The 15,139-nt window shown below is 71.9% G+C and carries 9 protein-coding genes; 2 read left to right on the forward strand and 7 right to left on the reverse strand.

Going from position 1 to position 15,139, the window contains the following annotated elements:
- Positions 1 to 120 precede the first annotated feature (120 nt).
- Both ACWCP2_RS35490 and ACWCP2_RS35495 read right to left on the reverse strand, forming a co-directional pair.
- Positions 121 to 549, reverse strand: coding sequence for an SgcJ/EcaC family oxidoreductase (locus ACWCP2_RS35490; RefSeq protein WP_450912680.1), 429 nt, complete (start codon positions 547 to 549; stop codon positions 121 to 123).
- 40 nt (positions 550 to 589) lie between these two features.
- Positions 590 to 1,774, reverse strand: a complete 1,185-nt coding sequence (locus ACWCP2_RS35495) for an acyl-CoA dehydrogenase family protein (RefSeq protein WP_450912694.1) — start codon at positions 1,772 to 1,774, stop codon at positions 590 to 592.
- 271 nt (positions 1,775 to 2,045) lie between these two features.
- Here ACWCP2_RS35495 and ACWCP2_RS35500 point away from each other — a divergent pair, with 271 nt between their 5' ends.
- Entirely contained in the window at positions 2,046 to 3,638 is a 1,593-nt protein-coding gene (locus ACWCP2_RS35500) for a 4-hydroxyphenylacetate 3-hydroxylase family protein (protein ID WP_450912681.1), read from the forward strand.
- A gap of 159 nt (positions 3,639 to 3,797) precedes the next feature.
- Here the strand turns inward: ACWCP2_RS35500 and ACWCP2_RS35505 are convergent, their stop codons facing one another.
- The 5 genes from ACWCP2_RS35505 to ACWCP2_RS35525 form a co-directional block, all read right to left on the reverse strand.
- Positions 3,798 to 5,135, reverse strand: coding sequence for a condensation domain-containing protein (locus tag ACWCP2_RS35505; protein WP_450912682.1), 1,338 nt, complete (start codon positions 5,133 to 5,135; stop codon positions 3,798 to 3,800).
- A 100-nt stretch (positions 5,136 to 5,235) separates the two neighbouring features.
- Positions 5,236 to 6,855 (reverse strand): tyrosine 2,3-aminomutase, encoded by a 1,620-nt coding sequence (cmdF, locus tag ACWCP2_RS35510; RefSeq protein ID WP_450912695.1) that lies wholly within the window; start codon positions 6,853 to 6,855, stop codon positions 5,236 to 5,238.
- A gap of 90 nt (positions 6,856 to 6,945) precedes the next feature.
- Positions 6,946 to 9,618: an AMP-binding protein gene (locus ACWCP2_RS35515; protein WP_450912683.1), complete on the reverse strand. Its 2,673-nt coding sequence runs from the start codon at positions 9,616 to 9,618 to the stop codon at positions 6,946 to 6,948.
- 33 nt (positions 9,619 to 9,651) lie between these two features.
- Positions 9,652 to 11,100 (reverse strand): FAD-dependent oxidoreductase, encoded by a 1,449-nt coding sequence (locus tag ACWCP2_RS35520; RefSeq protein WP_450912684.1) that lies wholly within the window; start codon positions 11,098 to 11,100, stop codon positions 9,652 to 9,654.
- 165 nt (positions 11,101 to 11,265) lie between these two features.
- Positions 11,266 to 12,513 (reverse strand): acyl-CoA dehydrogenase family protein, encoded by a 1,248-nt coding sequence (locus ACWCP2_RS35525; RefSeq protein ID WP_450912685.1) that lies wholly within the window; start codon positions 12,511 to 12,513, stop codon positions 11,266 to 11,268.
- A gap of 355 nt (positions 12,514 to 12,868) precedes the next feature.
- Here ACWCP2_RS35525 and ACWCP2_RS35530 point away from each other — a divergent pair, with 355 nt between their 5' ends.
- The gene (locus tag ACWCP2_RS35530; RefSeq protein WP_450912686.1) at positions 12,869 to 15,100 is read left to right on the forward strand and encodes a molybdopterin-dependent oxidoreductase; all 2,232 of its coding nucleotides are present in this window, start codon (positions 12,869 to 12,871) and stop codon (positions 15,098 to 15,100) included.
- Positions 15,101 to 15,139: the final 39 nt, after the last annotated feature.

A 15,139-nucleotide genomic window follows, 5' to 3' on the forward strand; every position in this document is an offset into this window, starting at 1 on the left:
GGTCGTGCCCGTCACCGTGCCCGTCACCCCTTCTCCAGGTACTGCTCCCGCTCGGTGTCCAGCAGGGCGTCCAGGGCGGTCCGCAGGCCGGGCGGCCGCTGCCGCCGGGCCACCGGTGGATCAGGCGGCGTCGCGCGGGCTGTTCTGGTAGGCGGCGAGCCGCCACTCGCCGTCCTCCTTGGCGGCCACCCACGTGGCGCGCACGGCGCGCTCGTCGGCGACCTCGGTCTCACCCGGGGCGAGGACGCCGCCATGGGTAACCACGACGGCCACGTCGGAGCGGATGAACTTCAGGGCCAGCGGCGTGCCGGTGACCTGGGTGCCCTTGAAGGGCCCCTGGAAGGCCGCGGCCATGAAGGCCTCGATCTCCTCGCGGCCGTCACGGTACGAGCCGGGCAGGATCATCGTGCCCTGGGCCGAGAACACCTGGGCGAAGGCCTTGGCGTCGTGCTGGGCCCAGGCGGCGACGATGCGGCCCGGGAGCGCCGCGACGGCGGCCTTGTCGGCGTCGGAGATGGAGATCTCCGTGGTGGCGGGTGAGGCGGTCATGATGGTCCCCAGTTCTTTCGGATCGGTGCGGCCGGTCGGGTCAGATGTAGAGGGAGTTGGGCTCGAGTCCGCACAGGACCCGGCCGTAGAGCTCGGCGTTGGTGTCCGGGTGCATCAGGGCGTGCAGGTTGACGGCCTGGACGTCGCGGGAGATGCGCTGGATCGCGGCGCTGGTGTAGATCGAGGAGCCGCCGCTGGCCGTGGCGAAGATGTCCACGGCCTCCTTGGCGAGGGCACAGACGGCGCCCAGGTCGGCGCGGGAGCGGACCCGCTCCTCCAGCGTCCACTGCTCGCCCGAGGCGTTCTTGGCGTCGACGAGGTCGGCCAGCCGGAAGGCGTGGAACTCGGCCTGGTCGATCTTGAGGGTGGCCTCGGCGACCTGCAGGTGCGTCAGCGGGGCCTCGGCCTGGGAGCCGTAGTTCGTGTACGTGATCTTGCGCTCGGGCAGCCGGGCCAGGAAGGCCTCCTTGGCGGCGCGGGCCATGCCGAGCACCGCGCCCACGGAGGAGGCGGAGGCGACCGGGAGCAGCGGGGCGCGGTACATCGGGTTGTCGGCGTTGGCCTGGGAGGCTCCGCCCCGGCCCTGCACGATCACGCCGAGCGGCAGCACGCGGTCCGCGGGCACGAAGAGGTTGTCCGCGACGGTGCTCACGCTGCCGGTGCCCTTGAGGCCGGAGGTGTGCCAGTCGTCGATGACTTGGAGATCCGAGAGCGGGACCAGCGCCATGACGGGCATGGGCTCGCTGTCGGGGGCGATCCGGACGGCGACGATGACCTGCCAGTGGGCGTGCAGGGCGCCGCTGATGAAGCCCCACTTGCCGTTGACCACGATGCCGCCGTCGACCGGAGCGGCCATCGCGCTGGGGCTGAGCGTGCCGCAGACACGGACGTCGGGGGTGGAGAAGACCTCGTCCTGGACGTGGTCCGGGAACAGGCCCGCCATCCAGGTGGGGATCGCGTACACGGAAGCGATCCAGCCCGTGGAGCCGTCGGCGCGGCCGAGCTCGGCGGACACCTCGACCAGGGTCCGGGTGTCGCTCTCGAAACCGCCGAAGCGGGCCGGCGTCCGCATGCGGAAGATTCCGGCGTCGGCCAGGGCCTCGATGGAATCGTCGTTAATTCGCCGGTTGTCTTCCGACCAGTCCGAGTTCTTTCGCAGAACCGGGACGAGTTCGGACGCCCGACGAACAAGCTGTTCCCGCGTGGGAACATCGGTCGTCGTCAGCACCATATCCTCCTGGAAAAGATGTTCTGTCCCCGGAGGCCGGGAAATGGCCGTCCGTGATTTTACGGACGACCCTGGCAGTCCCCGGAGTCCGGACGCATCTTCAGAAGTGCGGCATCGGCCCCCTCCCGCCGGGCCCCTTACGGCCCTGGACCGCCCGCCCCCCGACGCCGCATCCCAGGAGAAGGCCCGGGCGCCCCCTGGCTGCGACCATGAGGCGACACCTTGTCCGGTAAAGCGCCGCGTGCGAGAGGAAGAGGGAAGAAAACTGATGACCGAGCGTCAGGATGTTGTCCCTGCCGGTCCCGCCGAAGAGCGGCGGAAAACCCGCCCGCTGACGGGTGATGAATACATCGAAAGCCTCCGGGACGGCCGGGAGATATACATCTACGGCGAGCGGGTAAAGGATGTCACCCGGCATCCCGCATTTCGCAATCCGATCAGTATGACGGCGCGTCTCTACGACGCTCTGCACGATCCGGCCAAGCGAGGTGTCCTGACCCGGCCGACGGACACGGGCAGCGACGGCTACACCCACAGCTTCTTCACCACACCGCGCAGCGTGGACGACCTGGTCGCCGACCAGAAGTCCATCGCCGAATGGGCGCGCATGAGCTACGGGTGGATGGGGCGCAGCCCCGACTACAAGGCGTCCTTCCTCGGAACGCTCGGGGCCAACGCGGACTACTACGAGCCGTACTCGGACAACGCGCGGCGCTGGTACCGGGAGTCCCAGGAGAAGGTGCTCTTCTGGAACCACGCCATCGTCCACCCGCCGGTCGACCGCAACCTTCCGCCGGACCAGGTCGAGGACGTGTTCATCCACGTGGAGAAGGAGACCGACGCCGGGCTCGTCGTCAGCGGTGCCAAGGTGGTCGCCACCGGCTCCGCCCTCTCCCACTACAACTTCATCGCCCACTTCGGCCTGCCGGTCAAGAAGCGGGAGTTCGCGCTGGTCGCCACCATCCCGATGGACGCGCCGGGCATGAAGCTGATCTGCCGCCCCTCCTACACCGCGACCGCGGCGGTCATGGGCAGCCCCTTCGACTACCCGCTGTCCTCCCGGCTGGACGAGAACGACACCATCCTGGTCCTGGACAAGGTCCTCATCCCCTGGGAGAACGTCTTCGTCTACGGGCACCTCGGCAAGGTCCAGATGTTCCCCGCCCGCTCGGGGTTCGTGGAGCGCTTCACCTTCCACGGCTGCACCCGGCTGGCCGTGAAGCTGGAGTTCATCGCCGGCCTGCTCGTCAAGGCGCTGGAGATCACCGGCACCAAGGACTTCCGCGGGGTCCAGACACGCATCGGCGAGGTGCTCGCCTGGCGCAACCTCTTCCTGGGACTCTCGGACGCCGCCGCGCGCAACCCCGTCGAGTGGAAGAACGGCGCGCTGCTGCCCAATCCGCAGTACGGCATGGCCTACCGCTGGTTCATGCAGATCGGCTACCCGCGGATCAAGGAGATCATCCAGCAGGACGTGGCGAGCGGCCTGGTCTACGTCAACTCCAGCGCGGAGGACTTCAAGAACCCGGACGTGCGCCCCTACCTCGACAAGTACCTGCGCGGTTCGGACGGCGTGGAGGCGGTCGACCGCGTCAAGGTGATGAAGCTCCTGTGGGACTCGGTGGGCACCGAGTTCGGCGGGCGCCACGAGCTCTACGAGCGCAACTACGCCGGCAACCACGAGAACACCCGCGTCGAGCTGCTCTTCTCCCAGATGACCTCGGGCCAGGTCGACGGCTACAAGGCCTTCGCGGAGGCCTGCCTGAACGAGTACGACCTGGACGGCTGGACCGTGCCCGACCTCTCCAACTTCGACGACCTGCGGGCCTCGGCTCACCGCTCCCTGCACGACGCCGCCTGACCCCGGCGACGAAAGCGCCCGCGGCCCCCGGAGGGGCCGCGGGCGCTGTGGCGTCCGGGCGGCCGGATCAGGACCCGGCGGATCAGGACCCGGCGGATCAGGACCCGGCGGATCAGGACCCGGCGGATCAGGACCCGGCCGGGGTCCGGCGGGACCCGCTCAGGAGAGGGCCAGCGGGGCGTCGGGGGTGACGATGGTGCGCCCGAGCACCTCGCGGAAACCGGCCGCGAAGTCCGCCATGGTGCTCTCGTAGTAGAGGTTCGTGTTGTAGCCCACGTGGCCGAGCATCTGCCCGGAGACGGGGTCGATGTCGAGCTGGAACATCACGCCGTCCGGGATGTCGGTGCTCACCGGCTGCGACAGCAGGCGGCGCCGGATCTCCGAGATGCGCAGGTCGCCGGCCTCCTCGCCCTCCAGCGAGGGGAACTGGAAGACCTGGAAGGCGATGACACCGAGGTCGTCCGCGCCGAAGGAGGCCGCGAGCTCCGGCGCCTCGGCCGCGACCTGGCCGAACGGCAGCGCGTTCCCGTACGCCTTCAGGCAGGTCGCCCGGGTCCGCTCCACCACCTCGCGGAAGGTGGCCGCGCCGGCGATGGCGGTGCGCAGCGGGACGAAGTTGAAGAACGCCCCGACCGTGTTCTGGAACTTGGCCGGGCCGCGGCCCGAGGCCATCGTGGGGACGACGACGTCGGTGGCCCCGAGGCGCTCGTTGAGGAACACGTTGTAGGCGGCGAGCAGGACCATGAAGGCCGAGCTGCGGGTCTCCTTGGCGACGGCCAGCGCCGCGGAGGTCAGCTCCGCCTCCACCTGGAAGCGGTACACCGAGGTGGTCTTCTCCACGCCGGCGGACTTGAGGTGGTCGGTCGGGACGCCGGTGATCTTCGCCCCGGCCAGCTGCTCGCGCCAGTAGCCGCGCGCCTTCACGTCGGCCTCGGGCGCGAAGCGCTCGCGCTCCCAGCGGGCGAAGTCCTGGAACTGGGTGGCCTCGGGGAGGGCGGCGGCGCCGTAGCCGCGCCGCTCGGCGTAGTACGCGCCGAGGTCCCTGATGATCAGCTGGATGGAGACCTCGTCGGCCGCCGTGTGGTGGGCGATCAGGACCAGGACCGCGTCGTCCTCGTCGAAGCGGCCCAGGACCGCGCGCAGCAGCGGCAGTTCGCCGACGCCGTAGTGGCCGCCCTCCAGCTCGATGAGCAGCTCCTCGGCGCGCCGGTCGCGCGCCGCCACGTCCGCCTCGGGGATCTCGCGCACGGTCAGCGAGACGGGCGAGGCCGGAACGATCTCCTGGCGCTGGCCGCCGGGGGTGCGCACGATCGTCGTCCGCAGCGCTTCGTGGCGCTCCACGACGTCGTCGAGGGCGCCCTGAAGGGCGTCGGGGTCGATCTTCCCGGCCAGCCGCCAGCCGCCGACGATGTTGTAGAGCGGGCCGAAGGGGCCCTTGTCGTCGCCCTGGTCGAACATGCACAGGAATTCTTGGTTGAAGGAGAGGGGAATGCTCATCGGGTCGTCCCAGGTCTCGTGGAGGAAGGCGGGGGCCCCGGCGGGCCGCGGAGGACGGCCCGCCGGGGCTCAAGGTCTGCGCCGGAGCGTCGCCGGGGGGTCAGCGCAGTTCGGTGCCGGTGGAGCTCGCGGCGGCCAGGAACTCGCCGCGCGAGAGGGCGGCGGCGACCAGCTCGATGTCGTCGGACATGTAGCGGTCCGCGCTCAGCGTGGGGACCAGCGAGCGGACCTGGTCGTACGTGGCCTTGCCGGTGGGGCTGAGCTTCGCGTAGCGGCCGGAGAGGTCGACGGCCTGGGCGGCGGCGAGGAACTCGACCGCGAGGATGCGGGTGTTGTTCGACAGGACCCTGCGGGCGTTGCGGGTGGCGATGAGGCCCATGCTGACGACGTCCTGGTTGTCGCCGTTGGACGGGACGCTCTGCGTGCTCGCGGGGCCGATGGTCCGGTTCTCCGCGACCAGCGCGGTGGCCGGGTACTGGGCGCCGGCGAAGCCGCTGTTGAGGCCCGGGTCATTGGCGACGAGGAACTCCGGCAGGCCGTCGCTGAGGTGACGGTTGAGCAGGCGGTTGGTGCGGCGCTCGGAGAACACGCCCAGCTGGGTGAGGGCCAGCATGACGAAGTCCATGGCGAAGGCGATCGGCTGGCCGTGGAAGTTCGCGCCGTGGAAGACCTCCTTGCCGTCGAAGAACAGCGGGTTGTCGTTGGAGGAGTTCAGCTCGGTCGTCAGCTTCTCCACCGCGTGGTACAGGGTGTCGCGGACGGCTCCGACCACCTGCGGGATGGCCCGCAGCGTGTACGCCTTCTGCAGGTAGACCTCGGTGCGCGAGACACCGTCGCCGGTGCGCTGCTCCTGCGCCTGGCGGCGCAGCTCCGCGTGCTCGACCATCAGGCCGCTGCCGCTGAGCAGGGCGCGCATGTTGGCCGCGGTGTCGATCTGGCCCTGGTGCGGGCGGGCGATGTCGTGGCCCTCGGGCTGGAACGGGCTGGTCGAGCCCTGCAGCGCCTCCAGGACGAGGGCGGTGCCGATCTCGGCCTGACGCACCTGGTCGAGGGCGCGGGAGACGACCAGGGAGCCCAGCCCCGTCATGGCGGAGGTGCCGTTGATCAGCGCGAGGCCCTCCTTGAAGCGGAGCTGGAGCGGCTCGATGCCCTTCTCGGCCAGCACCTCGGCGGTCGGCCGGCGCCGGCCGTCCTGCAGGACGTAGCCCTCGCCGATGAGGGTGCCCGCGATGTGCGAGAGCGGGGCCAGGTCGCCGCTGGCGCCGAGCGAGCCGATCTCCGGGATCGCCGGGGTTATGTTCTCGTTGAGGTAGAGGGCCAGGCGCTCCAGCAGCTCGGGACGGACGGCGGAGTAGCCCTTGGAGAGAGCGTTGAGGCGGGCCGCCATGATCGCGCGGGCCTCGTCCTCGGCGAACAGCGGGCCGACGCCGGCGCTGTGGCTGCGTACCAGGTTGGTCTGGAGCTCGGTCTCCTTCGACTTGTCGACCTGCATGTAGATCATCTCGCCGTAGCCGGTGGTGACCCCGTAGACGGGGGCACCCTCCTCGATGATCTTCTCGATCTGGGCGCGGCTCTTGGCCGCCTTGGCCAGGGTCTCTGGTCGCACGGTGACCGGCGCCAGGTCTTCCGCCACCCGGCGGACGGCGGCGATGTCCAGCGTCTCGCCGTCGAAGCTGATGCCGGATCCATCGGATTCGACGCTGAAGTCCGTCTCGAGCAGTGTCACGACATTCACCCCAAGTGATATGAAAAATAAGGAAGTTCAGCGGAAAGAAGCGGCTCGGCGGCCGTGCTCGCTTGCTGCCGGTGGTCAGCCCGTGGCCGCGGCGGCCCCGGCCAGCGCGTGCCGGTCGACCTTGCCGCCGTTGTTGCGGGGCAGGCTGTCCAGCGTGACGAACGACAGCGCGGGCAGTGTCTTGCCGAACCACCGCACCAGGGCGGCCCGCCACTCGGCCGGGGTGGCCAGCGGAACGCCGTCGGGTGTGCGGTGGGGGACCACGTAGGCCTCCAGCCGCGTCACCAGGCCGTCGGGCCCGGTGCACGCGATCACGGCGCAGGAGGACACCGAGGCGTGGGCGGCCAGGGCCGCCTCGACGCCGATGAGCTCCAGCCGGGTACCGGAGATCTTGACGCGGGAGTCGTCCCGGCCGGAGAACTCCAGCGAGCCGTCCCAGCGCCGGCGTCCCAGGTCACCGGTGCGGTGGATGCCGTTGGTGGCGATCCCGTCCAGGGCGCCCTCGGCCAGGGGGCGGAACGCCTCGCAGCCGGGGCGCTCGCCGATGTAGCCGGGCGTCACCTGCGGGCCCAGGACGACGATGGAGCCCGTGACTCCGGTGGGGCACGGCCGGTCCTCGGCGTCCAGGACCAGCACCTGACGGCCCGGGATGGACCGGCCGACCGGAACGGCGCCGCGCAGCGGTGCGGCGACCTCGGTCCAGGTGGCCAGGGTCGTCTCGGTGGAACCGTAGAGATTGACCAGACGGGCGGCGGGCAGCGCGGCCCGCAGCTCGCCCGCCAGCTTCCCGGAGAGCGCCTCGCCCGCCAGCAGCAGATGCCCGAGGGAGCCGAGGCGCCCCGGGGTGGATCCGATCGCGGGAAGCAGTTCCCGGGCGAAACTGGGGACCGTCTGGAAGTGGGTGATGCGCTGCGCGTCGAGCCAGCCCGCGAGCTTCTCGGGGTGCGCGCGGATCCGGTCGGGCACGGGGCACAGGGTGGCCCCGACGGCCAGCGCGGCGAAGATCTCCACCAGGGCGGCGTCGTAGCCGGGAGCGGACCACTGGGCCACGCGTGAGCCCGGTCCGATGCCGAACTCCCCGGTGAACCAGTCGATGAACTGGGCGAAGGCGCGGTGGGTCTGCGGGATGGCTCTGGGAGTGCCGGTGGTGCCGGACGTGTAGGCCACGTAGGCCCACCGGTGGGCCGAGCCCTCCCCGTCCGGTCTCCCCGGCGCGGAGGGCAGTGTGGTGCCTTCCGCGCCGGGGACCGCCCGGCCGGGGGTTACCGGGTCGGGGTGGACGTCACGGGGGACGTCCAAGTTCAGGATGTGTCCGTCCAGTACGGCGCGGTACCAGTCGACGAGACCGCGGTCGCCCGGATCTCCTGCCAGGACCAGGCAGTGCGGCCGCAGGCTGTCCAGGACGTGCTTGCCGCGCTCCCCGGAGTCGCCGGTGCCCAGGCACACCGCGTGGGCGCCCGCGCCGAACGCGCCGAGCAGAGCCGCGGCCTGGCGGGATCCGGTGGGAAGCATCAGCGCCACCGCCGAGCCCTCGCCGACGCCGAGGCCGCGCAGGGCGTCCGTGACGTACGAGGCCTCGGCGAGGAGTTCACCGTAGGTGAGCTCCTCGGTGGCCTCGGACAGCGCGATCGCGCCCGGCGCGCTCCGCGCCACCGCGTGGAAGCGCTCGTGGACCGAGGGACCGCTCCACACTCCCGCCGCCGCCGCGTCGGCGTCGGCGACCGCGCGGAGGATCTCCTCGGGGCTCTCCAGGGGAAGTTCGTGCGCCGGAGTACCGGGATCGGCCAGGGCCGCCTCCAGTAGGGTGCGCAGCTGCCCGAGGAAGCCGGCCGCGGCGCCCGGGTCGTACGGGGTGGTGAGGAGGGTCAGGTGACCGATGACGGAGGGAGTGGTCTGGTGCACCGTCAGGGCGACGTCGGCCTCGGGCGAGTCCCCGCGGAACCAGCCCTCGTCCGAGCGGAGCCTGCGGACGCGGGCGCCCGCCAGCCGGAGCACCGGCCCGAACGGGTCGGCCGATGCGAACACCGCGTCGTACGGGACCTCGGCGGCGGCGGCCGCCGCGGAACCCTCGGCCCGCTGGAGCGGGAGGCGCTGGTCGGCGGCTGCCGACCGGCGCAGCGCGGCCGTGCGCAGCAGGAGGTCGCGGAAGGAGGGCTGCCCCGAGAAGTCGGAGCGGATGCGCCCGCCTCCGGTGAGGGCGACGGTCACCCCGTCCCCGGCGCGGTGGCGGCCGAGCAGCCAGTGGTAGGCGGTCAGCAGGAAGTCGTAGGGAGTGGCCCCCTCCTCGGCGCTCACCTCGCCGAGCGAGGCGGAGAGCTCCGTGCCCCAGTCGAAGTCGGCGCTGCCGAAGTCGCCCGTCCGGCCCGCGGTGTTTGTCGCGTAGGCGGCCGAGAGCGCGTCGGCCAGACCGGCGAGGGAGCGGCCGGCCGCGAACGCCCGGTTGACCGCGATCAGCACCAGGTGGCCGCCGTCGGCGAACCGCCCGACGGTCAGCCGGGCGGCCGGACCGCGGCCCGGGGGGAAGGAGAGCGCGAGCGGGTCGCCCCACAGGCGCTCCGCCGCCTCCCACGGACCGGCGTCCGCCACCGTACCGAGGTCGGTGAACCAGTGGGCGTCACCGCCGGGCCTGGCGCCACCGTCCGGTATGTCGTGCCCGGCGGTGGCTGCCCGCCAGGCGGCGCGCAGCGCCTGTGTGTCGAGGCCGCCGGTGACGGCGTACGCCCGGACAACATGGGCCGTCTCGGTCACGCCCACTCCCTTCGTCTCATGTGGCCGGTCAGGTCAGCGGCTGACCAGCTCGTCGGCCGACCGGGAAGGGGCCGCGGGCTGTGCGGCGGGAGCCGCCTGGGGTGTGCGGGCGCCGCCGGTGGCGGGGCCCGTGATGTTCTCGACCGCCGCGCGGGCGACGTTCCACAGCACCCGGGCGACGAACGCGGGGCGCATCATCGCGTCGGGCTTGTCGACGAGTCCGGCACCGCGCATGTAGGTGGCGGTGACCTTGCCGTCGCGGGTCGCGGCCGTCTGGACCAGCTTGAGGAAGGTCTGCGCGGCCTTGATCTGCGGCGTGCGCTCGCCCTTGACCCCGGGGAAGGTGAGGTCGACGAGGTTGGTCATCTCCCACGGGGGGTCGATGACGTCGCGGGCCAGATCACGGAAGTAGTCGGCCGGGATCGGGGCAGCGCCGGTGTGCAGGTGGTCGCGGATGGTCAGGGCGCCGAGTGCGGCGGCCGTCATGCCCTGGGCGTAGACCGGGTTGAAGGTGGTGACCGCGTCGCCGGTGACGAGCAGGCCCTGCGGGAAGCGGGGCATGTCCTCGTAGCGACGGCGCAGGGTGGTCGGGAAGCGGAACGCGACCGGCTCGTCGAGCGGTTCGGCGTGCTGCAGGGCGTCGTAGATGTCCGGCACCGCGAGCGACTTCACCCAGGCGTACAGGCCCTCCTGGTCGGTGGGCGGGTGGTCGCCGAGCAGACCGTACGTGGTGAGCTCCACGCGGTCGCCGTCGGTCTTGGTGAAGATGGCGCCGCGGGGCAGCTCGGGGGACGCGACCGGGTTGATGGACAGGTCGCCGTGGTACGGGTCTTCGAGGAGCTTGTAGTGCTGGGTGACGTAGCCCAGGCCGATCTTCTTGCGCTCCTCGACGACGCGCGGGTAGCCGAACTCCTCCAGCCACACCGGGGTGCGCGAGCCGCGGCCCGTCGCGTCGACGACCAGGTCGGCCTCGATGCTCTCCTCGGAGCTGCCGGCGGCCAGGCTCTGGACGCGGACACCGGTGACCTTGCTGTGGTCCGGCGTGGTGACCAGGCCGAGGATGTCGTGCTCCTCGAAGAAGGCCACGTTGGCCAGCGAGGCGGTACGCCGGCGGATGTGCTTCTCCAGCATCGGGCGGCTCGCGGCGACACAGGTCAGCCCGGCCACCTCCGGCTTGAGCGGCTTGCCGTTGAAGTACCAGCGCACGTGGCCGGCCAGGTCGCCGGTCGGCACGCCGTCGGCGAACAGCTCCTCGGTGATGCCCGGGTACAGCTCCTCCATGACCAGCTGGCCGCGGGCCAGCAGACCGTTGATGTGGCGGCTCTGGGGGCAGTTCTTGCGAGGGCCCTCAACCCCGACCAGCTCATCGCGGTCAACGATGAGTACTTCGTCGTAGGCATCGGCGAGCACTCTGGCCGCGAACAGGCCGGCGATGCTTCCGCCGAGTACCACCGCGCGAGTACCGGTCTTGTCGCCCGACACGGGGACCTCCTCGAATTTCCCGTTATGGGATGGGAATCAGGGGTTGGGATGGGAATCGGATGAATAGGATTCAGTGCTGCCGATCGTCGCGCCCGGCCGAGCCGCGGCGCATCTCCTGGTGTGCTGCCCCCACGGGGCGGTCGTGCGGCAATCCGGCGGTCCGGGTCAGCGGCCGTCCGGACCGGCGGCGAAGTGAGTACGGGAGAGCTCGCGCGCGGACGCGGTGAACAGGAACAGGGCGATGCCCGCGTGGCTCTGCTGCATGGACATGTCGCGCCAGACGCGCTCCATGCGCTGGCCCTGGCGCACCGCGCTGGAACCGGCGGTGGGGAACAGGTACGCCTCCACGGCGCGCCAGCTCATCCGCACCGCCTCCCGGCAGATGCCGGCGATGCGCAGTTCGAACTCCGGGGTGACGTGCCCGGCCCCCCGCGCGGCGGCCTCGTCCCACTGCCGGACCGCGCCGAGCAGAGCCGCCTCGGCGGAGTCGACGAGCCCGGCGGCCTGGCCGTACCAGTACTGGAAGTCGGGGTCCTCGGTGCGCGGCACGATGGGCGGGAACATGGTCACGCGCTCGCGCATCAGCTCCTCGTACGCGTCGAGGGCGTTCTTGGCCATGCCCACGGCGAGCGCCGCGTCCTCGAGGATCATGAAGCTCAGCGGGCCGCCGCCGTACGTCGGATTGCCGTGCAGGGCGCGGCCCGGAGTGCCGGCGCTGACGTCCACCTGGCTCATGTGGGTGTCCAGCGTCAGGTACGCGGGGACCCGGCCGTTCTCGATCCGGATGCTGTGCGAACCGCTTCCGCGCAGGCCCAGCGTCCCGCTCCAGTCGTCGAGCCGGGTGAACTCGCCGCGCGGGGCGACGAACAGCATCGGCCGCGGCTCCCCGTCGCCGTCGTCCACCAGGGTGTGGCCGATGAAGTGCGTGGCGTACGGCGAGCCCGAGCAGTACTTCCAGGTGCCGTTGAGCACCCACTGCCCGTCCGCGCCGAGCTCGGCGCTGCCGCTCGGCGCGACCGTCGCCGGGGCGATGAAGTCGCCGCCGGCGAAGACCTCCGCCTGGGCCCGCTCGTCGAAGAGCGTGGCCACCGCGTGGGAATGGGCCGCGCCCAGGCAGAACATCCAGCCCGTCGAGGGACAGCCGCGGGTCAGGGCGACCACCACGCGCATGAACGTGTCGACGCCGAACTCGTAGCCGCCGTAGCGGCGCGGCACCAGGATCCGGTAGAAGCCGGCCCGCCGGAACGCCTCGTGGGTGTCCTCGGCGTAGAAGCCGCGCTGCTCCGTCTCGGCCTGGCGGCCGATCAGATCCCGGGCCAGGGCCTCGGCCCGGGCCACGACCTCGTCCGGGGTCAGGCCGGGCTCGGGTGGCAGGACGGTGGTCCGTTCGGGAGCACTCGCGGTGACTGTCATTGCTGCGCGGATTCCTTTGCCTCGGATGATGCCGCTGTGCGGGGCCACCGCGCCTGCGGCGCCGGCACGCGCCGTGACCGTGGCCCACGGCCGACGCGGGCAGCGTCGCACCGGCCCGCGGCGGGGCGCATCTCCTGGTTTGCGGCACCCGCCGGGCCGTCGCCGGGCCGCCGCCGGGCCGTCGCCCCGGGCTGTCGCCGGGCCGCCGCCGGGCCGTCGCGGGGCCCCGGAGAACGGGGAGCCCGGTACAGCACACGGGAAGATGCCGGTCCGCGGCGCCGGATGCGATCGTCGGACCGCCTGGTCCGGTCCGCCGGCCGTACGGATCCTGCCAACCGACGCTCCTGGAGTTCCGTTGAGAACCGCGCACCGCACCTGTCCCATCTGTGACGCCGTCTGCGGCCTCAGGATCGAACTCGACGACAACGAGAAGGTGCTCAGCGTCCGGGGCGACGCCGACGACCCGCTGTCCAAGGGCTACATCTGCCCCAAGGGCGCGAGCCTGGGCCGCATCGACGAGGACCCCGACCGGCTGCGCGTCCCGATGATCCGCACCGGCGACCAGTGGCGCGAGGCCGGCTGGGACGAGGCCTTCGAAGCCGTCGAAGCGGGCCTCATGGGCGTCATCGACCGGCACGGCCGCCAGTCCGTCGCCGCCTACTTCGGCAACCCGACCTTCCACACCATGGGCGGCATCTTCTACCGCGGACCGCTCTCCCAGTCCCTGGGCACCACCAACCTCTACAGCGCCGGCACCATCGACCAGCTGCCCAAGCACGTGGCCGTCGGCCTCATGTTCGGCAGCGGCACGGCCATCTCCGTACCGGACCTGGACCGCACCGAATACCTCCTGATCCTCGGCGCCAACCCGGCCGAGTCCCACGGCTCGCTCTGCGCCGCCCCCGACTTCCCCGGCCGGCTCAAGGCCCTGCGCGCCCGCGGCGGCAAGATCGTCGTGGTCGACCCGCGCCGCACCCGCACCGCGGACCTCGCCGACGAGCACCTGTTCGTGCGCCCCGGCACCGACTCCCTGCTGCTCTTCGCCCTCGTGCACACCCTGCTCGCCGAGGATCTCCTCACCCTGCGCGTCGAGACCGAGGGTCTGGAGGAACTGCGGGCCCACGCCCGGCCGTTCACCCCCGCGGCCGTCGCGCCCGTGTGCGGGGTGCCCGCCGGGGACATCGTCCGCCTCGCCCGCGAACTGGCGGCCGCGCCCGCCGCCGCCGTCTATACCCGCATGGGCACCAGCACCGCCGACTTCGGCACCCTCACCCAGTGGCTAGTCGACGTGGTCAACACCCTCACCGGCAACCTCGACCGGCCCGGTGGGGTCATGTTCCCCAAGCCCGCCACCCTCGAAATGCCCTGGGGACCCCGCCCCTTCACCTCGGGCCGCTGGCACAGCCGTGTGAAGAACTACCCCGAGGCCATGGGCGAACTGCCCGTCGCCACCCTCGCCGACGAGATCGAGACCCCGGGCGAGGGCCAGGTACGGGCCCTGATCTCCATCGCGGGGAACCTCGCGCTGTCAGCCCCCAACGGCCCCCGGCTCGCGGACGCCCTCGGCGACCTGGAGTTCATGGTCTGCGTCGACCCCTACCTGAACGAGACCACCAAGTACGCCGACGTCATCCTGCCGCCCCCGCGCATGATGCAGATGCCGCACTACGACCTGCTGCTCCTGACGGTCACGGTCCGCAACTACACCCGCTTCTCGCCACCCGTCCTGCCCCTGGAGCCCGGACAGCTCTCCGAGGCCGAGATCATGGCCCGCCTCAGCCTGATCGCCGCCGGCGCGGGCGCCCACGCGGACCCCGCCCAGCTGGACGAGGCGGTCATCGGCCAGCTGCTCGGCATCGGCGCCCAGATACCCGGCTCGCCCTTCCACGGCCTGGAGGCCGCCGAGGCCCGCGCGCTCCTCACCGGAGACAGCGGCCCCGAGCTGATGCTCGACGCGATGCTGCGGCTCGGCCCCTACGGGCTCTCCCTGGAGGAGTTGCGCCGCAACCCCAACGGCCTGGACCTCGGCCCGCTGGAGCCCCGTCTGGCCGAGGTGATCGACACCGCGTCCGGCGCGGTGCGCCTGGCCCCCGTCGAGCTCGACCCGGAGATCGAACGCCTCGGCGCGCGGCTGGCCGCGCCCACCCCGCCGATGCTCCTGATCGGCCGCCGCCAGCTGCGCTCCAACAACAGCTGGCTGCACAACGTCCCGTCGCTGGTCGGTGGCAGCAACCGCTGCACGCTCCACATCCACCCCGACGACGTGGCCCGGCTCGGCCTGGACACCCACGCCCGCATCACCTCGGCCACCGGCGACCTCGTCGTCCCGATCGAGCCCAACGAGGCGATCATGCGGGGCGTGGTCAGCCTGCCCCACGGCTGGGGACACGCCGGCTCGGCGCAGCGCACCGCCGCCGCCCACCCCGGCTTCAACGCCAACGCCCTGACCGACGACTCGACGATCGACGCCCTGTCCGGCAACGCCGTCTTCAACGGCGCCCCGGTCACCGTGACGGCCGCTCCCGCGCCCGAGGGCGAGGAGCCCCCCGTCCGCGAGCCCGTCCTGCTGCCGGTCTTCGCCGCCTAGGGCGTGTCCGCGAAGCAGCGCCGCCCCGCACCACCGCCT

Source organism: Streptomyces sp. NPDC002104, from assembly GCF_053593795.1.

What these genes read in the sequence shown, in the direction of transcription:
- ACWCP2_RS35490 (WP_450912680.1), bottom strand. Translation starts at nt 549, where the DNA reads ATGACCGCCTCACCCGCCACCACGGAGATCTCCATCTCCGACGCCGAC.
- ACWCP2_RS35500 (WP_450912681.1), top strand. Translation starts at nt 2,046, where the DNA reads ATGACCGAGCGTCAGGATGTTGTCCCTGCCGGTCCCGCCGAAGAGCGG.
- ACWCP2_RS35505 (WP_450912682.1), bottom strand. Translation starts at nt 5,135, where the DNA reads ATGAGCATTCCCCTCTCCTTCAACCAAGAATTCCTGTGCATGTTCGAC.
- ACWCP2_RS35525 (WP_450912685.1), bottom strand. Translation starts at nt 12,513, where the DNA reads ATGACAGTCACCGCGAGTGCTCCCGAACGGACCACCGTCCTGCCACCC.